14 protein-coding genes and 1 pseudogene are annotated in these 18,672 nt (G+C 67.2%); 7 read left to right on the top strand and 8 right to left on the bottom strand.

Going from position 1 to position 18,672, the window contains the following annotated elements; translation table 11 throughout:
* The coding region (locus F9B16_RS22710; protein WP_192808942.1) for an epoxide hydrolase N-terminal domain-containing protein at nucleotides 1–196 on the bottom strand (196 nt) is incomplete at its 3' end.
* Between the two features lie 289 nt (nucleotides 197–485).
* Here F9B16_RS22710 and F9B16_RS22705 point away from each other — a divergent pair.
* Nucleotides 486–1,766 (top strand): MFS transporter, encoded by a 1,281-nt coding sequence (locus F9B16_RS22705; RefSeq protein ID WP_151542119.1) that lies wholly within the window; start codon nucleotides 486–488, stop codon nucleotides 1,764–1,766.
* Between the two features lie 71 nt (nucleotides 1,767–1,837).
* Nucleotides 1,838–2,452: a DJ-1/PfpI family protein gene (locus tag F9B16_RS22700; protein WP_151542118.1), complete on the top strand. Its 615-nt coding sequence runs from the start codon at nucleotides 1,838–1,840 to the stop codon at nucleotides 2,450–2,452.
* A 24-nt stretch (nucleotides 2,453–2,476) separates the two neighbouring features.
* Here F9B16_RS22700 and F9B16_RS22695 read toward each other — a convergent pair whose 3' ends face one another.
* Both F9B16_RS22695 and F9B16_RS22690 read right to left on the bottom strand, forming a co-directional pair.
* Nucleotides 2,477–3,673 carry an MFS transporter gene (locus tag F9B16_RS22695; RefSeq protein ID WP_151542117.1) on the bottom strand — a complete coding sequence of 399 codons (1,197 nt, stop codon included), beginning with the start codon at nucleotides 3,671–3,673 and terminating at the stop codon, nucleotides 2,477–2,479.
* Nucleotides 3,670–4,725, bottom strand: coding sequence for a Glu/Leu/Phe/Val dehydrogenase family protein (locus F9B16_RS22690; RefSeq protein ID WP_151542116.1), 1,056 nt, complete (start codon nucleotides 4,723–4,725; stop codon nucleotides 3,670–3,672). The genes F9B16_RS22695 and F9B16_RS22690 overlap by 4 nt, the downstream gene beginning before the upstream one ends.
* 262 nt (nucleotides 4,726–4,987) lie before the next feature.
* Between F9B16_RS22690 and F9B16_RS22685 the strand changes: the two genes are divergently transcribed.
* Both F9B16_RS22685 and F9B16_RS22675 read left to right on the top strand, forming a co-directional pair.
* On the top strand, nucleotides 4,988–6,169 hold the full coding sequence (locus tag F9B16_RS22685; RefSeq protein ID WP_151542115.1) for a PucR family transcriptional regulator: 1,182 nt from the start codon (nucleotides 4,988–4,990) through the stop codon (nucleotides 6,167–6,169).
* Nucleotides 6,170–6,792: 623 nt separating this feature from the next.
* Nucleotides 6,793–7,404 (top strand): TetR/AcrR family transcriptional regulator, encoded by a 612-nt coding sequence (locus F9B16_RS22675; protein WP_151542114.1) that lies wholly within the window; start codon nucleotides 6,793–6,795, stop codon nucleotides 7,402–7,404.
* A 23-nt stretch (nucleotides 7,405–7,427) separates the two neighbouring features.
* On the opposite strand, the gene F9B16_RS22670 is transcribed toward F9B16_RS22675, so the two are convergent.
* A complete protein-coding gene (locus F9B16_RS22670) occupies nucleotides 7,428–8,624 on the bottom strand; it encodes an MFS transporter (RefSeq protein WP_151542113.1) in 1,197 nt (398 codons plus the stop codon).
* 239 nt (nucleotides 8,625–8,863) lie between these two features.
* Nucleotides 8,864–9,763 (bottom strand): LysR family transcriptional regulator, encoded by a 900-nt coding sequence (locus F9B16_RS22665; RefSeq protein WP_404800513.1) that lies wholly within the window; start codon nucleotides 9,761–9,763, stop codon nucleotides 8,864–8,866.
* Nucleotides 9,764–9,962: 199 nt separating this feature from the next.
* On the opposite strand from F9B16_RS22665, the gene F9B16_RS22660 reads away from it, so the two are divergent.
* Nucleotides 9,963–10,934, top strand: coding sequence for a helix-turn-helix domain-containing protein (locus F9B16_RS22660; RefSeq protein ID WP_192808940.1), 972 nt, complete (start codon nucleotides 9,963–9,965; stop codon nucleotides 10,932–10,934).
* A 324-nt stretch (nucleotides 10,935–11,258) separates the two neighbouring features.
* On the opposite strand, the gene F9B16_RS51075 is transcribed toward F9B16_RS22660, so the two are convergent.
* Together F9B16_RS51075 and F9B16_RS22650 are read right to left on the bottom strand one after the other, a co-directional pair.
* Nucleotides 11,259–12,458 carry a PAS domain-containing sensor histidine kinase gene (locus F9B16_RS51075; RefSeq protein WP_192808939.1) on the bottom strand — a complete coding sequence of 400 codons (1,200 nt, stop codon included), beginning with the start codon at nucleotides 12,456–12,458 and terminating at the stop codon, nucleotides 11,259–11,261.
* A gap of 1,727 nt (nucleotides 12,459–14,185) precedes the next feature.
* A complete protein-coding gene (locus tag F9B16_RS22650; RefSeq protein ID WP_225991860.1) occupies nucleotides 14,186–15,172 on the bottom strand; it encodes a beta-ketoacyl-ACP synthase III in 987 nt (328 codons plus the stop codon).
* Between the two features lie 1,317 nt (nucleotides 15,173–16,489).
* Here F9B16_RS22650 and F9B16_RS22645 point away from each other — a divergent pair.
* A pseudogene (locus F9B16_RS22645) lies at nucleotides 16,490–16,741 on the top strand (Tn3 family transposase); the annotation flags it as partial.
* Nucleotides 16,742–17,116: 375 nt separating this feature from the next.
* Here the strand turns inward: F9B16_RS22645 and F9B16_RS22640 are convergent.
* On the bottom strand, nucleotides 17,117–17,596 hold the full coding sequence (locus tag F9B16_RS22640) for a MarR family winged helix-turn-helix transcriptional regulator (RefSeq protein WP_225991858.1): 480 nt from the start codon (nucleotides 17,594–17,596) through the stop codon (nucleotides 17,117–17,119).
* A gap of 102 nt (nucleotides 17,597–17,698) precedes the next feature.
* Here F9B16_RS22640 and F9B16_RS22635 point away from each other — a divergent pair, with 102 nt between their 5' ends.
* On the top strand, nucleotides 17,699–18,613 hold the full coding sequence (locus F9B16_RS22635) for an NAD-dependent epimerase/dehydratase family protein (protein ID WP_151542109.1): 915 nt from the start codon (nucleotides 17,699–17,701) through the stop codon (nucleotides 18,611–18,613).
* The last annotated feature ends 59 nt before the right edge of the window (nucleotides 18,614–18,672 follow it).

Here is an 18,672-nt window from a genome sequence, read left to right as displayed (position 1 = left end):
TGCGCCAGTCGTACCCGTCCCGCCAGTACTCGACGAGCCCCTGCAGGTAGGTGCGCTTCACGCCGTAATAGCCGTCGTCGTTGCCCGCGTCGTCCGGCCAGCGCGTCAACTCCAGCCGCCGCCGCAGATCATCGAGCACACCGTCGGGCACACGGATCGGTACCGGCTCCAGCGGAAACCCCCTGATCACCGACATACCCTCAACGGGGCTGGTGCCGCGAGCCCGGGAAACCTCAGCGCACGAAAGAACGAGTGGCCTCTGCCCATGGAGTGCAGGTTAGCCTCGCCGCCAGCTCCGCTCCTTGTCGAAGAATGCACCAGCCTTGTCAATGCATCACCGAACCATACCGACCGGACACCCTCGAAGCACGAGACGGAGACGGAGGATCAAGGAGACAGCACCCACCGACAAGGACACGCCCAAAAGGGTGCAAGCTATCATATCCACCTTCCCTCTACCGTTCCAGCGCGGAGGTTAATAGAGGATGCCCGGCGGTGAAGGCACGAGATGCCGTTCAACCGCTTTCTCGATCCGACAGCGCGGGTTCGCGCTCATACCGGGCACTCGCATCTTTCTCTTATCTCAGTTCGTTGACCGGACAGGTTCAGGGGTTTGGTTGACGTCCTGCATTCTCTACTTCGCTCTTGTGGATCACCTAAGGTTGCAGCAGATCGGACTCATGCTGGCCGTAGCCGGCCTGGCCGCCGTTCTCGGCTCCCCACTGGCCGGTTTCCTCGCCGACATCCGCTTCCTTCCTCTGCGCTCACTGCTCGTCTGTTGCCACCTGCTCCGCCTCGTCGCCCTCTCGCTGGTACTCGCCGGACAAGACCTCGTAGTCCTGATCCCCGCCGTCGCCGTGACCTACCTGGGGGACGGGGCCGCAAAGACACTGGAAATGCTGATAATCGCCAATGCGACGGATGAGAGGGCTTCGATCTACCAGGCCTGGTCTCGTAGTGCGGTGAACGCCGGTTACGCCCTCGGTGCGGGGATCTCCGCCATCGGATCGGCCGTCGGAACCGGTCACGCATACCGAACCTTGATCGGGGTCAACGCGCTCTCTTTCCTCATCGCCGCAGGCCTGGTCCTGCACACCCCGGACCGCTTCGGCGACGGCCGCGTCGACTCACCGTCTGCCCCGGCGGCATCATCCGCGGCATCGGCCGCGCCGAGCCCTTGGCGGGATCGCGACTACCTCCTGTTCACCCTCATGGACATAGCGATGAACATGGACGACTCCGTTCTCAAGGTCGGTCTGCCACTGTGGCTTCTCGGCCACACGGCGGCGCCACATGCTCTTGTTCCGGCCTTCCTTATGATCAACACGGTATTGATCGTCATCTCACAGGTCGGTATCTCGGCGAAGATGGCAGGAGCCCACCGGTCCGCGAGGGCCGTGCCGATCTACGGAGCCACGATGTTCCTATGCTGCGCCATCATCGCGGCTTGCGACCGAACTCTGGCCTGGATGGCATCCGCGGGCCTGCTCATCGCAGCAACGCTCGTCACGGTGGCGGAACTGATCCGCTCGGCTAGTTCCTGGAACCTGGCGGTCGCGCTCGCGCCGCCGGAGGCAAGGGCGTCCTATATCGGAGTGGCCAGTATGGCCCCATCAATACAGAAGTCGATTGGTCCGTCATTTATGACGGGCGTGGTTCTGGCTTTCGGGGCGGCCGGCTGGGTCGCACTCGGTCTTGCACTCGCCTGCCTATCAGTCGCACAGCGGCAGATCTGCCTGCACAGATTGAACCGGCGTTCCTTTTGAAAACCCTACGATAGAAACGCCTCGGACCTTCCACACAATCCACCGACCGGCATCAAAGAAGGAAGACCGTTATGGCGAATGAACGGATTGAGATCGTCGTCTTCGACGGCTTCGACGAGCTCGACGTCTTCGGGCCATTCGAGGTCCTGTCCAGCGCTGGGTTCCAGGTCTGTCTGGTGACCGTCGAGGAGCCGGGTAGCGTAGTGAGCATGCGCGGCGTCGAGGTCGGCGTGCCTGCCGTCCTCGGTGCGGCGGACCGCGTCGTGGTGCCCGGCGGAGGCTGGCTCAACCGCGCCGCGGAGGGCTCGTGGGCGCAGGCTCAACGCGGCGTGCTCCCGGATCGGCTCGGCAAAGTCGCCCGGAGCGCCCGATGGATGGCATCGGTCTGCACCGGCTCGATGCTGCTCGCCAAGGCCGGCCTTCTGACCGGACGGTACGCGACCACGAACCGCAACGCCTTCGACGAACTCGCACCCCACGTCCTGCAGGTGATCGACGAACGCGTCGTCGACGACAACGATCGCATCACCGCGGGCGGCCTCACCGCTGGTCTCGACTTGGGGCTCTGGATCGCCGAACGTGAACTCGGCCCCCAGGTGGCCGACCGTGTCGCTCGCTCGATCGAGTACGCGCCCCAGGGCCGCGTCTGGCATGCCCCGCGACGAAATGGCACCGTGGAGTACTGATAACTCTCCGGGCCGATCCGCTGCTCACTCCTGCGCGGTGATCACCGCGGGCGCCATGCGCTCCGGCGAGCCGGCTGTTACCGGGACGGTCCGCTGCACGGAGAGCAACGCTACGCACGCGATCAGCGCAGACAGGGCTGGAACGGCCACTGGTCCCCCCGTCGACAGGGCGAGCCCGCCAACGGCGCCGCCGACGGCGACGCCCAGGAACTGCACGGAGAAGTGCAGCCCCAGAGCCAGGGACCGCTGCGAGGGCGCCAGGGCGGCGATCCGTGTCTGCTGGGAGACCCCGCCGCAGCACCAGGCGGCCCCCAGGCAGAACAGCACCGGAAACGCGGCGATCTCCGCGGCGATGCGGGGATGCCAGGCGGTGCCGACGGCGATGATTCCGAGCAGCAGCGCCATCAGCGAGAGAGCCACGCGCAGCACCCGCGCCACGGGCACCTTGACCAGGATCCTGCCGATTGTGCGTCCGGCCAGGAACGCGCCTGCGCCGAAGACGATCATCAGGGCCGCGACACCCCGGCTTCCCATCCCGGTCGCCCGCTCGGCGATCGGCGCGAGATACGTGTAGGTGCAGTACGCGGCGAGGAAGACCCCGAAGGTGGTCAGCAGACTCCATCGGACGGCCGGGCTGCGCAGCAATTCGGCCCGGCCGGTCCCGACGGGAGCCGCCGGCACCGCCGGCAGCAAGACCGCCAGCATCAGCGCGGTCGTCAGTGCCAGGACCGTGACGAACAGGAACGTACCCCGCCAGCCGAGCAGTCCGCCGATCAAGGTGCCGATCGGCGCACCAAGGGTGAGCGCCAGCGCGTTGCCGCTGGCGGTGACCGCGATCGCCTTGGGCATGTCCTGCGGACGGGACAGCGCGGCCGCCGCCGCGGCGGCCGGCCCGGCCAGCAGGGCCGCGCTCAACGCGGCCAGCACGCGCGCCACGGCGAGCACGGCATAGTCGGGTGCACACGCGGCGAGGGCGTTGCTGAGCGCGAAAGCCAGCATGGCCCCGATCAGCACCGACTTCGGCGGCACCCTCCGGAACGCGCCGATCAGCGGCGGCCCGGCCAGGGCGTAGACCAGCGCGAAGACCGTGACCAACTGTCCGCCCACTGACACGGACACGTTCATGGAGTGCGCGACCGCCGGCAGTACGCCGGCGATGACATAGCCCTCGGTGCCGACGGTAAAGGTGGCCAGGGCCAGCACGTAGATCCGGGCGTTCATGCCAGTCCCCGCGCGGTGGGAACCGGTGAGGCCAGCAGCCGGCGAGCGAGGTCGTCGGCGGCCTGCGCTGTCGTGATCTTCGTGCGCGCGGCCGTCTCGAACAGGCCGGTCAGGGTATCGGCGATCGACTCGATGCGCTTGACCGCTTCCTCCGGTTCGTCGCCGAGGACTTCGCGCGAGACCGCGTTGACGACACCCCCGGCGTTGGCGATGTAGTCGGGGGCCCAGAGGATCTCGCGCTCCCGCAACAACTCCGCCACGCCTGGATCGGCCAGTTGATTGTTCGCCGCGCCCGCGACCGCACCGCATCGCAGCCGCGGCACGAGATCCCGGGTCAGCAAGCCGCCGAGCGCGGCGGGGACCAGCACGTCCACCTCGGCGGTGGCCGCTGCGTCGGGTTCGGCGAACACCGCGCCCAGTTCTGCGCCGAGCGAGCGCTTCGCCGGGTCGACATCGCTCAGGACCAGGTCGGCTCCCGCCGCCGCCAACTGCCGGGCGACCTGCTCCCCGACGTGCCCCAAGCCGATCACCGCGAATCTCCTGCCCGCCAAGGCCGGCGAGCCGAAGAGCGCCAGGCAGGTCGAGCGCAGCGCGGCGACGACGCCCAGGGCCGTGAACGGCGAGGGGTCACCGCTTCCGCCGACTGCCTCCGGCCGACAGAACACGTTCTCGGTCCGTTCGCCGATGACCGCCATGTCGGCCGGCCCGGTACCAGCGTCGGGACCGGTCACGTAGGCGCCGCCGAGCTCAGCCACGATGTCGCCGACATCGTGCAGGGCCGCGCGGCGTTCGTCCGCGGTGACGCTCCGTCCGGCGGGAAGGACCACGACCGTCTTGCCGCCGCCGTTCGGCAGTCCGGCGGCAGCGCACTTACGGGTCATGCCCTCTGATAGGCGCAGCGCGTCGCGCAGGCCGTCCTCCCAACTGTCGTACGCCCACATCCGGCAGCCGCCGACCGCACGGCCGAGCGCGGTGGAGTGCACTGCAACGACGATCGGCAGCCGGCTCCGCCGTCCGCGTCGCACCACGACCGATTCATGACTGAACTCCATCGGAGTCTCCACGCGTCCTCCAGTGCACCCAGATGTTTTCGACCCATCGCAGGGGCCTGGCCCCCGCGGCGTCCGCTGTCCAGCCTGCCGACGGCCGGTTCGCGGGACCAGAACCGAATCCGAGAACTCCCCGGCGTCGTCTTTGTGGAATCCGCAAAATGGCAGCATGCGCGTTCTTGATCGCCTCTCGTCGACGTGTGGTCGTAGTGGAGCTGCCATACAATCGCGAGAGAGATCACTACGAAATCCACATGAGGGGGTGATGGTGGAGTCCGTGACCGAGGGGGGCGGGGCGCAGGCCGACACCGCCGCGGAGTGGCAGCCCGTCGTCGATCTCTGCGAATCACTCGCCGCAGAACTGCCCACGGTGATCCCGAGGATCGTTGACCGCATACGGCTTGAGATCCCGAGCTATCAGATTGTGGACCGCGAGCAGCAGGAGCGCGACGTCACCCGCCACTACCAGGGACTGCTGACCGGCGTGGCCGCACGCCGCTCGCCCACCCGCGAAGAGGTCGAGGCCGCGCATGCGCTCGGAGCCGAACGCGCCGCCACCGGCCTGCCGCTGCACGCCCTCATCGGGGCTTACCACGTCGGCTACCGCGAGATGTGGAACGTGCTGCTTGCCCGCGCTCAGTCGCACGACACCCGGGCCGACGCGCAGCTCGTCTCGATCGTCGGGATGGTCTGGACATGGGTGCAAGATTCCAGCAGCGCGGCTGCCGAGGCGTACGGCGTCGCCGTCCGCGCCGCCGATGCCACGCTCCTGAGGCTGACCCATCAATTCCTCGACGGCCTCGCCACCGCCGAACCCGCAGGTGTCGACCTCGGGCAACTGGCTGCCGCCCTCACCTTCGACCCGGCCGGGGAGTTCCAGGCACTGTGCTCACCGGCCGAGGACTGGCCCGACGAGCGCATGATGGATCTGCGGCACCACCGATGGCCGGGCACGCTGCGCTGCGCGACTCGCGGCAACCTCATGATCGCCCTGGTCCAGGGCATCTCACCGCAGGCCGTGGTCGAAGCGGGCCAGCGGCAGAACCCTGATGCGAGCTTCGGCATCGGCCTGCCGCGGACCGGGCTCCCCGGCGCCGCGATGAGCATGGCAGACGCGAGAGCGGCACTGTCCCTGGCGGATCAGGGACAGGTGAAGTTCTTTGCCGACCACTGGCTGCTCGCCACCTTGGCGCCGACCGCGCAACGCTTCGCGGTGCTGCTCGAGCCGCGCCGAGAGGCCGCGCAACAACACCCTGACCTGGCAGAGACAGCGCTCAAGTTCGCCGAGAACGGCTTCTCACTCACCGCGACCGCCCGCGTCCTGCACGTGCATCCGAACACCGTGAAGTATCGCCTGCAGCGCTGGCAGCAAATCACCGATTGGGACGTACGCACCTGGCAAGGACTGTCGTCCACCATCATCGCGCTCGGCCTGCCGACGCTCTGAGTGAACCGTTTTCATGCAGAAGACCGGGGAGGACGCCATCCACATCTGCTTCGAGGACGAGGCAGGCCAGGGCTGAGGCCGCCGAAGGGACACACCTGGGTTACCACGCGGACCGCGGCCGGCGGTGCGGGTGCGTGACCGGCAGCGGGCGCGGCGACATCCGGCTGCGCATCTTCCGGATGCCCTCTAACGCACCGGAGTTGGACCCCGCCGAGGGTATCTGGTCCCTGCTCAAGCGAGCATCAGCTCCGGCCGCTTGTCCCAGAGGAACCATCGCTGTGCTGCGGCACAGCACCGGCGGTTTTGCAGCGCGAATGGGGTTCAGGATGAGCGGCCCGATCCCCTTCTGCGAAGGTCTCATCGGTTGGATCCCCTTGCTTCTGCCGACGCGCTGCGTCAGCGAAGTCGGCCCGCAGGCCGGCTCCTGCTTGGTCGACCCGGACCTGCTCGGTCACAAGGAACCGTCCGGCGCCGGGCGGCGCTGCAAGTATCCGGCTCCTTCCACGGAAACACCCCTCCGGCCGATCACCCTCCACCGGCGCCGGGCGGACGTCGACGGCGTAGGGAAGAATGAAGCGAGCGAGGTGAGAGGTGCCCCCTCGTACCGACGATCGTGAGGTTTGATGCCCGCAGAGCGGCTGCGCCGAGACAGCGCCCGTACCAGGGACCGGCTCCTGGACGCGGCGGGTGAACTGCTCGCCGGCCGCGGCACCGAGTTCAGCCTGCCCGACCTGGCGCGAGCGAGCGGTGTCGCGACCGCCACCGTCTACCGGCACTTCACCTCGGTGCACGATGTCCACCGTGAGTTCTACCACCGCATGGTCGACGAACTGGTCGGCGAGTTGGAGCACATCTCGACCCGCCATCACGGCGTTGAGCGGCTGCGGCTCATCGACGAGCGCTGGGTGAAACTGGCCGTGCGGTGGGGCCGCGCCTCCACCCACATCCGTCGGCCGGAGGGCTTCCTGGAGCGGGTCCGAGCGGATGACCCGCTGACCTCGGCTCTTTACGACGGCCTAGCGCCGACGGTACGCGAGCTGATCGCCGAGGGCATCGTGCCCGAACAGGACGTTGACTACGCGATCCTGTTGTGGATCACCTTGTTCGACGAACGTGTCATCGCCGACCTCACGGCGACCGCGGGCTGGACGGCCCGGCGGGTGGCCCGCTCGCTGACCGCTTCTCTCCTCGGCGCATGGCGGGCACCGTCAGACGTCGCCGCCCCGGCTCCCTGACCCGGCTCCGCGTCCTTTCCAGCTCAGGCCGTCGGCTGAATGACCGGCTCGGGACGTGCCGCCGGCTCCGATCCGGAGAACAGCCTCAGCGCCATGATGGCAAGGGCCAGCGCGCCCAAGGCGAACAGCACCGCGGCTCCCCAGAAGGCGTTCTCCAGTCCGACCCGCTGGGCCATGAGCCCCATGCCGAGAGTCGTGACGGCGGCTCCCAGATATGCGCCGGCGTTGTACCAGGATGCTGCGACCCCGTGCCGTTCGGGGGACGACAGCGAGAGCGCGGCGGCGAAACCGCTCCGGAAGCCCAGTCCCTGCCCCGCACCGGTCACCAGCGTCCCCACGATCAGGACGGAGGTCGACCGGCAGGGCCCGGACATCGCGACGATCACCATGCCCGCGGACATCAGCAGTGCCGCGACCGGAATCTCGGCGCGCGGCCGCCATCGGCCCGCCGCCATCGAACCGCCGCATGCGGCCACCAGGAAGACCACCACGGGAATCGCTACCACGACGAGGTTGGACGCCCGGAGCAGCAGTACCGAATAGCTCGGGACGAGTGCCACGACCAATCCCGCGGTCACCCAGGCGGCGACCCCCGACGCGCACGCCACGCGGAACCGTGCGACGGCCCCAGCTGGCACGACCGCTCCGCCCTCAGAACGCCCGGCATCGCCCCGCCGTGGCCGTCCCAGTGCCGGGACCAGCCACAGCCACGCCCCGGCTCCCAGGCTCGATGCGGCATGCGCGAGGTATACGAGTGTCTGTGGCCAGGGGAGATATTCAGCGAGCAGAGCGGTCAGCGCCGTGCCGGCCGCAGAGCCGAGTAGTGCGCATACCGCCGGAACCGATCCCGTTCGCGCCGAGCCGTGATGTCTCAGCAGCACTGCTACCGCACCTGTAGAAGCGCCCACCGCGCACCCCGCGAGCGCACGCCCTGTGACCAGTCCCACGGTCGTCGGTGGGCACGCCAGGAGTACGTCGGAGACTGACATGACGACCAACCCGGCCGTCAGCAGCGCGCGCGGCGAGGATCGCTGCGCGAACCATCCGGCCGACAGCAGCACTGCGACCAGCGCCACCAAATACGCACCGACCAGCACCGTGAGGCCGAACGGGCTGAGGCCCAGGCTCGCCCGGTAGTGCGGGTACAGAGGGGTCGGCAGGTTCGGTCCGGCCATCACGATCGCGAACGCCGCCATCACCAGCGCGACTCGCTTGCCCATAGATCCTCCCGGAAAAGAACTTCGTCTCAAGTTGCTTCAAGACGCTAGCTCAAATCCAGTCTTCTTGAGAAGATCTTCTCATGTCGATCTGAGATGGGGTTCGGCCTTTCGAAGGAGACAGGTGCCTGGTCAGTACCGTGGCGCGACGCGCGCGGAAGGACGAAAGCCAAGGTCCCGGCACTGCCCTGGCCTCCAGAGCACGGGGCAAATGCGCACCAGCAGCGCTTGGCGGGAACCGGTCAGTTGGCGGAGCCGAGCAAGTGGAGCACGGCGTCGACCGCAGGCCTGGCACCGGACAGAGTATGAGTCAGGGCGAAGATGGATCGCGTGAGGTCGATGTCGGTGACATCGCACAGAGTGACGCCTGGCACCAGACCGTACGCCTCCGCCGCGAGAAGCGGTACCAGCGCCACTCCGAGCCCATGGGCGACCATACGGAGCACGAGTTCGTAGTTGTCGACCGCGTGCGTGATCTGCGGCGCGAAGCCGGCGACCGCACAAGCACGCCTGATCAGGGCCGTACTGCCGCCCTCCCGCGACCCGACGATCCATTCGGCGTCGGCCAGGTGGTTCAGGCTGATCCCCCGCCGGTCGGCCCGGCCACGGTCCACCCGGAGAACGCCGGAAGGCTCCGTCGGCAACGCTACGAGGATCGGTTCGGTGGCGAGGGGGTGCACCGTCAACTCTTCAGGCGGTGGAGATGGCGTGAGGTTGTAGCTGTAGCAGACGGCCACTTCGCATCGCCGTGCGCGCAGAGCGGCAATACCCTCAGGCGGTTCCAGTTCGTGCAAGCGGATGCTCAACTCGTGGTAGCGCTCACGAGCGGCGGCCAAAGCCGGCACTACATGCACCCCGGCGAAAGTGGAGAAGCAGGCGACGTCGATCGGTCCCCGCGGAACGTCGGCGGCCCGCAGATCGCGCTCGGCCGCCTCCAAGGCACCGAGCACGATGCGGGCGTGGGCCACGAGGCGCCGCCCCTCATGCGTGAGCCGGACCCGACGGCCATCCCGCTCCAGCAGCGCCACCCCCGCCTCGCGCTCCAGGACCGCAAGTTGCTGGGACACCGCGGACGAGGTGTAGCCGCAGGCAGCGGCCACTGCGGTCATGGTCCCACGGTCAGCGAGTTCACTGAGCAGCATGAGCCGCACTGGATCCAACATCAAGCAATCCTAATAGTTGCATCAAGAAACGCTTGCTGGACCTTACCAATCGCATGCGGCATTCTGGCACACGTCCCGCCGCCCTCCGCCTCAGGCCACGACGCAACCCACCGCGCGGGCCGCGAAGGCTCCATCCCGCCAAGGGCCGTAACCAGGTCGCGACCAAGGATGACCAGTGATGCAGATGATTTTCAGCGGCGACGATCTACCGCCGGAAGATCGCCTAACCGCGCTTGATGAGATCTTCGTCAACAGTCCGCATCCGATGCGTCTGGCCAGCGACCTCTCCGAAGGGTTCCAGGCAAGCATGCGGGCACTGGATCTCGCCACGGTGAGCGTCGTGGAACTGACCGCCTCGCCGTCTGAAGTGCTGCGTACTCCAAAATTCGTCCGGCAGGCCGACCCCGAACTGTGCTCGGTGGTCTTTCCCATTCGAGGGCAACTGGTGCTGTCCCAAGGACACCGCGAAGCGATTCTGAATTCCGGCGATTACGCACTGTACGATAGCTCGCGAACGTTCCGGCTGAGAATCGCCACAGGCAGTGAGACCGCGAAGCTGGTGCGTGCGCACATGCCGCGGGCACTACTGGGCCTACCCGCCGACGCCATCAGCCGGCTTTCGGCGATACCGCTGTCCGGCCGGACAGGTGTGGGCGGCCTGCTCGTCCAATACCTCACCAGTCTCACCACGGGCTCCGCCGACTACAGTCCTGCTGACCTCTCCCGGCTCGGGACGATCGCTCATGATCTCCTGGCCGCCGCCTTGGCACACCACCTCGAAGCCGACACGGCGATTCAGACTTCGAGCCGCCACGGGCTACTGCTGCGCATCGAAGCGTTCATCCAGGAGAACCTGCGCGATCCGAGCCTGTCACCCGAGACCATCGCTCACGCCCACCACATTTCATTGAGCCACCTTCACCGGCTATTCAGCACCCGTAACACGACGGTTGCAGCGTGGATCAGACGGCAGCGACTCGAGCGCGCCCGGCGAGATCTCGGCGATCCGGCCATGCACGCCATGCCGGTCCATAGAATCGCGGCACGCTGGGGTTTCCGCGATCACCCGACCTTTACACGCGCATTTCGCGCCGCCTACGGGACTTCTCCCAAAAATTACCGCGACCACGCCTGGAGAAATGCGGCCTAGGAACTCCGGCCCGTCACGTCGGACTGCGCCCCGACAGTTGATCTCCTCGGCAGATGGCGGCCACATGGGCGACCAGCCGAGCAGCTTCACCGATGGCGACCGCATGATCTGCCGCTGTCCGATCCGCGTTTGGCGCGGAATCGCTGGCCGAGAAACCCCGGCCAAGCGTGCCGAGACCCCGGGACGCATGCCGTTCAGTAAGGTCGTTCGCTTCGACGTCACAGCCGAGACGAACTACCAGGGCTGCACGGTTTCCACCTCATCGCCGTCCCGGAACGGCCTCGAACGAAACGAGCCGAGAGCTCGACCGCTGAAGTTGAATGTCTAGCAGGGGCTGTGGCAGGTCTCTACCTTGACCGGGACAGCCCTGCAGGCGCGGGGGTTTGTGAGGGGGAGCCAGAGGTTCACTTGCAGGCCACCGGTCGGCGCGTGTATCAGCTCGATTCCACCGCGCATTGCGGTCATCATCGTGTGGGCTATGTGCAGGCCGAGTCCTGCTCCGGGAAGGTTTCGAGTCTTCGCGGAGCGATAGTAGGGCGTAAGGGCTTGCTGAAGTTCGGCATCGGCCAGGCCGGGCCCCTCGTCGGCAATACTGATCACACCGTGGTCGCCCTGCGCGCGCACGCTGATCGACACTGTTCCGCGAGGGGCGTACTTGTCGGCGTTGTCGAGGACCAGCAATAGGCATTGCCGAAGCCGTACCGGGTCACCGCGCATCGCGACCTTGCAGAGCACCGAAAGCGACGACCTGCCCGCCACCGACGGGATGTTCTGCAACGCCCGGCGCAACAGTCGCGACACATCTATGGTTTCCGAGGTCGTGACGGGCCGGCCGGAGGATGGGGCGGTGTCGAGCACCACCGTGCCCAAGTCGCGAATGACATGCTGCATCATCTCCACCGCGTCGTGGATCGCCTCAACGGACTCGCGCGTCCCCTGCTCAGTGACCGCGCCGCTTAGGAGCTGGGCGTGCCCGCTGATCACGGTGAGAGGGCTATGCAGTTCGTGGTGCGCCGACACCAGCAGCAGATGACGCGTGGAATCCAGGTGCCGGGTGGCCGAGGTGTCGGTGAGCACCGCGGTGAACAACCCGCCGCCATCCGGAGCCGCCGAATGCGAGACCGAGATCTGCACCCACAGCGAACGACCGGTCCGCGTCCTCATCCGCACCGTCCCGCACCGCATCTCTTTCAGATCCGCTGCCGCGCCGTCGTCGCGGGTCAGAGTGAACAGGTCGATGACGTGCCGGCCGACGGCGTGCCCAGCCGCGGTACCGGTCAACCTCGCCATCGCGGTGTTCCACACCGCCACCCGACCCGACTGCTCCACCACAACGATGGCCACATCGCAGTCGTCGACGATCGTGCTCAGGCGAATTGCGTCCCGCCGCGGCTCGTGCGCCGCCCACGCCTTCGCCCACAACACACCCAGCGCCCGCGCCGCCGACACCGCCCCGCCGAGCACACCGGCGACCCTCCAGACGGCAGCAGCAAAGCTCCTCGACCGACTCCAGCCCACCAGCATGTATCCCGCGCCGCGCCCGCCCGTAGCCCTCAACGGCAAATACAACCCCGCCCACCGATTTTTAGGAAGCAGCCGTCCTGGAATCACGTCGGCCGCCTCACCGCGCACCGCAGCCCCCAAGTCGCTCAGACCTCCCGGACCACGACTATGAAGCGCCGCGCCCTTCGCCGAGGCCTCCACATCGACGGGACCGAACGGGAACCGCCTCTGCAGCCACAGCCGATCAGCCCTCGGCACCCAACGCAGATCCGCCAGACCGCAAGCCACAGCCCCACCGTCCACAGCCCCTGCCCCGCCAGAGAACCGAACCACCCTTTCGACCGTGCCGAGCCCCCCGTCCCTGACACGCGAGACCCGAGCATCCAAACGACGCACACCGGCGGGTATCAAAGCCAGCGCGCCCCACAACGGCTCACGAGCTCGCAACGCCGAGAGCGCCAAGCCCGCTGAGCCCGCTCCGCGCACCGCACTGAGCAGTCCGCCGAAGATCGACCTCGCACGCGGGGACGATCTCGTGATGGTCGCCATCACCATCGCTGCCACAGTCGGGGCAGCGATCCGCCCACCGGCGGGAGCCGCGGGCGAATGCGCAGTCCGACCGAGCATCAGATCGCCGGTGGTGTGAGCTGATGTGGTGCCGGCTGCACTGTGCAAGGTCCTTCTTCGACCTCGCCGGAGCATTGGCAGAGCACCGGACAAGGCGGCGACATGCGTCGATGACCGCTGAAAAGATCTCATGTCCCTCCTCCTGCGCCTGTGCCGGACCGATCGTTGGCGAGGTTGTGGCTTCCGCGGTGAGAGTGCCCGAATGGCTCACTCGGCTAGGCTCAACCGGCTCTGTGCGAACATGGACGAACGAGAAGGCCCAACGGATACGGCCGATCGCTGTACTAAGTCCACTGTGGTCTTGCCGCAGGCACAGGTCCTTGGCGCAGGATCCTCCGACCTTGCCGCTGCGTCGCTCGGTTCCGGTCAGGGCGAATCAGCACGCCGGCTGTTCACCGGGCGATCCGGTCGCCGCCCGGCAGCACGACCGTGCCCAGCGGATCACCGGCACCAGCACCTTCCGGCCCACGGAGAGCGTCCCCTATTTGATCTGTGGGGCAAGGTCGCCGGCTGCGCCGCCAGCCGACCAGCACACTCTGACTGCCGTCCCGAGCTTGCGGAGATCGCGTCGAGGGCGGAGCGGCTACTCAGTCGTTGCGGAACAGCAGCGTCGGAAACAAGGCTGAACGGATCAGTGTCACCACGCCGATCGTGAGACCGGTTCGTCCGCCTGCAGCGGCCCCGCTCCGCGAGAGTGACGGCGAGCAGCACGGCTACTCCGGCGGCCGCCAGAGCCGGGAGCAGCTTCATGGCGGCGAACGCCAAAGTGAAGAAGCGGGGATCTCGCATGGCGCGCAGTGCGCGGAAGATCACGAACGAGACCGGGCCGCGGCTCACGCCGAACGCGGCGCCGGTCTCGGCGTCGTCCAGCCCGAGGTGCGGCGGTCTGGGGGGCGGCGACGCCGCGCCGACCGCAGCCGTCCCCACTGACGTGCGCGGATACGCCTCAGGGCTCTCGGGCGGGCCTTTCTGCTTCCAGCGGCAAAGCGAAACCGGGGCGTCTTGCCCAGGGGCTTCAGGCGGGCTGCAGGGCCCGGACAGCACCCCTACAGCAGAAAAGCCCCTCGGCAGATGAACGGAGACGCGGTTTCCGGTGGCCTGCGGGCGCCCGAGACGGGCCGTCAAGGGCACCGGATCACTTGCCCCGAGTAAGCAAGCCCCCCTCCGAATCCGAAGAGGAGAATGGGAGTACCGGACGGAACCCGGTTCTGGCCGACAAGCTTGGACAACGCGATAGGAATGCTGGCCGCCGAGGTGTTGCCGGACTCCACGATATCTGTGGAGATCACCGCGTTCACCGCGCCCAGACCTTCAGCCACCTTTTCAATGATGCGCAAGTTCGCTTGATGGAAGACGACGGCTCCGAGTTCACTGGGCGCCACGCCGGCGAGTTCGCATACCGCACTGGCGAGCTTCGGCAACTCTGTTACCGCCCACCGGTAGACCGTGTGCCCGTCCTGGGCGAAGACAGGAGGGGTGCCCTCGATGCGAATGGCCTTCCCCTTTTGCGGATCTGATCCCCACAGCACCGGCCCGATTCCCGGGGTGTCCGATTGACCGATCACCGACGCGCCTGCACCATCGCCGACCAGCACTGCGGTGGACCTGTCAGTCCAGTCGACCACCCCGCTGAGTTTGTCCGCCCCGACGACCAGAGCGTTCGCGGCGGCTCCAGCGCGCACACTGTGATCAGCGATGGCGAGAGCATGGCTGAATCCGGAACAGGCGGTATTGACATCGATGACCGCCGGAGCCGACAAATTCAGCTCACCGGCCACTCGTGCCGCAACATTTGGAGAGCGCTCAATAGCCGTACAGGATGCGACCACGACGAGATCAATATCACTGCGCGGAATCCCACTTCCCTTAAGGGCTTCTTCAGCAGCCCTGGAAGCCATATACGAGACCGTTTCGTTGACCTCCGCAATGCGTCTGGACCTAATTCCCACTCGGCGAGTGATCCACTCATCGCTCGTATCCAAGCGACGTTCGATCACTGCATTCGACAGACTTCGAAGTGGTTGGTAATGACCAAGAGACAACACTTTGGAGCCGTTCACGTCCTGCCTCCCACGCCTTTGTGATGGACCTTCGATCGAGATGCTCACGCTCAGGGTGTCCCGGGTGGCACTTATCTACGATCAGGAAACGACAGTCCTGCGAGTTCGCGGGGACGCAAGCGTTGATCCGAATATCGCCGGTTACGCTGAGCGCGGGTCGGCTTGGGCGGCCGTCCGGCACTGGCCGATGATGGGAGGTGAGCATGTCGTTACGAGCCCGAGGAGGGTTCGGCCAGCAGGGTGATGGCGGCACTGATGATCTGCTCCTTGCGAGCCTCCGTTGCCGTCCGACGGTTGGTCATGACGGTACGGTGGCGCGCGGACGGTCGACCTTATCCATGTGAATAAATTCATCTAATGGATGAGCTTGGGCAAGTCAGGTGCGGTGGTCGCGCAGGACTCCCGGATGAGGGCGGCCCGTTGGAAGCCAGCCGCGCGCTTCGAGGCGCCTTGAGCGAGGAGATCGCGCCACAAACTGGCCACCACAGCAAAGCCTTGCGAGCGGTTACGCGGCTGTCGGCGGCGAACGGCGGCCCTGACAGCGACTGCCCAGAGACCCCACGATGGCAAAGGTTTCGAGCTCCTCCTCGACGACGGTGTGTTCTGCAGCCACGCTGATGGAGCCGAAATCGGCGTCGGTACCGCAGTTGGCGCCATGGGCGGGCAGGGGCCCAGAGCCGGCGTCTCGCACCATGTGGCCGAGGATGGCCACCGAGCGGGCGGTGGCCGAGCGGGTCCGCAACCAGCTGCGCGGCTCCTACTCACACCACTACCAGCGGATGCTGGCGCCGCTGCTGGCCGCGCTGGAGTTCTGCTGCAACAACATGGGCTACCGGCCGGTGCTGGACGCCATCGGCCTGCTGGCCCGCTACGCCGACGCCGACTCGGCCGACCGGCTGTACGGCGCCGAGGAGCGCGTTCCCATTGAGGGCGTGGTGCCCAAGGCATGGCACGACGGCGTGGGCGGCGCCGACACCGGCCGCATCGAGCGGATCCCGTACGAGTTGTGCGTGCTGATCGCGCTCAGGGACGCGCTGCGGCACCGCGAGGTCCATGTCGAGGGCGCCGGGCGCTGGCGCGACCCGGACGAGGATCTGCCTGGCGACTTCGAGGACAACTGGGACGTGCACTACGCCGCGCTGGCCAAGCCGCTGGATGCCGCGGCGTTCGTCGTCGGCCTGCAGGCCCGGCTCGCCGACGCGCTCGACCAGCTGAACACGTCGCTGGCCAGGGGCACTCGCCGGCGGCGTGCGGATCGTCACCCGCAACGGTGGCCCGCGGGTGAACGTACCCAAACTGGACAAGCTGCCCGAGCCGGTGAACCTGCCCGCGCTCAAGGACGAGGACCAACGCCGCTGGGGCACCATGGACCTGCTGGACATCGTGAAGAACATCGCCTTCCGCACCGGCTTCACCGAATCCTTCGGCTCGGTGGCCAGCCGGGAGGTGCTGGACAGGGCCACGCTGCGGCGCCGGCTGCTGCTGTGCCTGTTCGCGTCGGGCACCAACATTGGCATCCGGCAGATGGCCACTGGCGAGCACAGTGAGAACGAGTCGCCGCTGCGGCATGTGCGCGCTTCCTACATCGTCCGGGAGAACCTGCGCGTCGCGATGGTCACAGTGGTCAACACCACCTTGGAGGCGCGCGATCCGGCCCGGTGGGGCGAGGCGACTACGAAGCTTCACCAAGGGCGGCACCAAACACCCGGTCTACCTAGCGCTGGAGGAACTCGGCCGCGTGATCCGCACTCGGTTCCTGGGCGCACGTCATCAGCCCCTCCGGCCGCTTCCGCCTGGACATGGACTCGCACCTCGATTGCACCGAGGTCGCTGGAAAGCCTTGACCTTGCTCTTCCTGGGCTGCGGCGTGTAGGCGGGAGCTCATTGCTGGTCAACTCACTTGTCGGGGCCTGGAACGTGTCGTCCTGCACCGCGCCACCGTTCCAGCTGTGCGTACCGGCGGCGCGAGCGACGGCCCGGACCGGGAGGCGATCAGGCGCAAGGGATGTCCAGCGAGTTCAGGTGGGCGATATGCGGGGACAACGCAGGATCGCGACGGGCCTCGTCGAGAACATCCTGAAGCGTCTTCAGGTAGGTCTGCCTGGCACTTTCGACCAGCGCGCGTCCCTGCTGGGTGACTTGGGTGTACACGCCGCGCCGGTCGGTCTGGCACAGGTAGCGCTCGGTCAGCCCGGACTGTTCCAGGCGCGCGACCAACCGGCTGACCGAACTGTGGTTGAGCGGGATCGCGTCGGCCAACTCCTGTTGGCGGAGGTGGCCGTCGTCATCGCAATAAGCCAGGGCTGCCAAGGCCATGTATTCCGAGACCGATATCCCGTGCGCGCTCTGCAGGACCCGCTCTGCAGCCTCATCGACCCGGCCTTGGAGTTGGCGCAGCGCCTGCCAGCGTTGCTCCAGTTCGGTGGGCAACGCCACCCGCACCCGGGCTCGTGCTCTGCGGCTTGTCGACATGGGCCCTCCTTCCTCGGCCCTCAGCTTGACAGATGAGGCGCACACCCACAGCATATACGTGCACATGCAGATAGTGTATGTGCACGTATCCAAGGGGATCTCATGCGTATCTTCCTGACCGGCGCGACCGGCTACATCGGAAGCTCCGTCGGCGTGCGACTCACTGCTGAGGGACACACGGTGACCGGCCTGGCCCGCTCGGCCACCTCGGCGGACGCGCTCCGTAAGATCGGCATCGAGCCGGTCTTGGGAACACTCGACGATCGCGGCGTCCTTGCCCGCGCAGCGGCGCGGTCCGACGCGGTGGTCAACGCCGCCGACAGCGACCACCTCGGCGCGGTCGACTCCCTCATCGAGGCCCTCGCCGGCTCCGGCAAGCCGCTATTGCACACCAGTGGCTCCAGCATCGTCGGAGACGACGCCCGGGGCGAGGCGTCCGAGAAGGTCTGGACCGAGGAACAGGTGCTCGCGCCTGACTGGCGACCCGCACCGGACAAGGCCGCCCGGGTTGCCATCGACCGCCGGGTGCTCGCGGCCGCCGACCGCGGCATCCGGTCAGTGGTCCTGTGCAACACCCTGATCTACGGACACGGGCGCGGACTCGCGCGAGACAGCGTGCAGATCCCTCGGCTCGTGCGACAGGCGCGAAACAGCGACGTCGCCCGGCACATCGGTCGTGGAGACAATGTCTGGTCGAACGTCCACATCGACGATGTCGTCGATCTTTACCTGCGGGCGCTGACCGACGCACCCGCCGGCTCCTTCTACTTCGTCGAGAACGGCGAGGCCTCTTTCAAGGCCATGACCGACGCCATTGCCCTCGCCCTCGATCTTGGGATCGCCCGGCCTTGGGACATTGACTCCGCGATCGCCGAATGGGGCTACGAACCGGCCGTCTACGCACTCGGCTCCAACAGCCGAGTCCGCGGCACCAGCGCCCGTGCCGATCTGGACTGGCGCCCCCAGCACGCCTCCGTGACCACCTGGATCCAGCAGGAACTCTCCCACACGGCTTAGCAGCACCGTTAGCACGCACCCCCTTACCGGAGGGCGCGCCCGCGCGAACGGCGAGACGG

Origin of the sequence: Actinomadura montaniterrae (genome assembly GCF_008923365.1) — a bacterium.
GTDB classification, from domain to species: Bacteria; Actinomycetota; Actinomycetes; order Streptosporangiales; family Streptosporangiaceae; genus Spirillospora; species Spirillospora montaniterrae.
Note: the sequence above shows the minus strand (reverse complement) of the source record. Positions and strands in the feature narration are given on the sequence as shown.

Bases quoted from the DNA above. Each gene is read 5' to 3' on its own strand.
- F9B16_RS22690 (WP_151542116.1), bottom strand. From the start codon at position 4,725: ATGGAGTTCAGTCATGAATCGGTCGTGGTGCGACGCGGACGGCGGAGC.
- F9B16_RS51075 (WP_192808939.1), bottom strand. From the start codon at position 12,458: ATGCTGGTGGGCTGGAGTCGGTCGAGGAGCTTTGCTGCTGCCGTCTGG.
- F9B16_RS22670 (WP_151542113.1), bottom strand. From the start codon at position 8,624: ATGGGCAAGCGAGTCGCGCTGGTGATGGCGGCGTTCGCGATCGTGATG.
- F9B16_RS22660 (WP_192808940.1), top strand. From the start codon at position 9,963: ATGCAGATGATTTTCAGCGGCGACGATCTACCGCCGGAAGATCGCCTA.
- F9B16_RS22705 (WP_151542119.1), top strand. From the start codon at position 486: ATGCCCGGCGGTGAAGGCACGAGATGCCGTTCAACCGCTTTCTCGATC.
- F9B16_RS22685 (WP_151542115.1), top strand. From the start codon at position 4,988: ATGGTGGAGTCCGTGACCGAGGGGGGCGGGGCGCAGGCCGACACCGCC.
- F9B16_RS22700 (WP_151542118.1), top strand. From the start codon at position 1,838: ATGGCGAATGAACGGATTGAGATCGTCGTCTTCGACGGCTTCGACGAG.
- F9B16_RS22675 (WP_151542114.1), top strand. From the start codon at position 6,793: ATGCCCGCAGAGCGGCTGCGCCGAGACAGCGCCCGTACCAGGGACCGG.
- F9B16_RS22640 (WP_225991858.1), bottom strand. From the start codon at position 17,596: ATGTCGACAAGCCGCAGAGCACGAGCCCGGGTGCGGGTGGCGTTGCCC.
- F9B16_RS22665 (WP_404800513.1), bottom strand. From the start codon at position 9,763: ATGCTGCTCAGTGAACTCGCTGACCGTGGGACCATGACCGCAGTGGCC.
- F9B16_RS22695 (WP_151542117.1), bottom strand. From the start codon at position 3,673: ATGAACGCCCGGATCTACGTGCTGGCCCTGGCCACCTTTACCGTCGGC.
- F9B16_RS22635 (WP_151542109.1), top strand. From the start codon at position 17,699: ATGCGTATCTTCCTGACCGGCGCGACCGGCTACATCGGAAGCTCCGTC.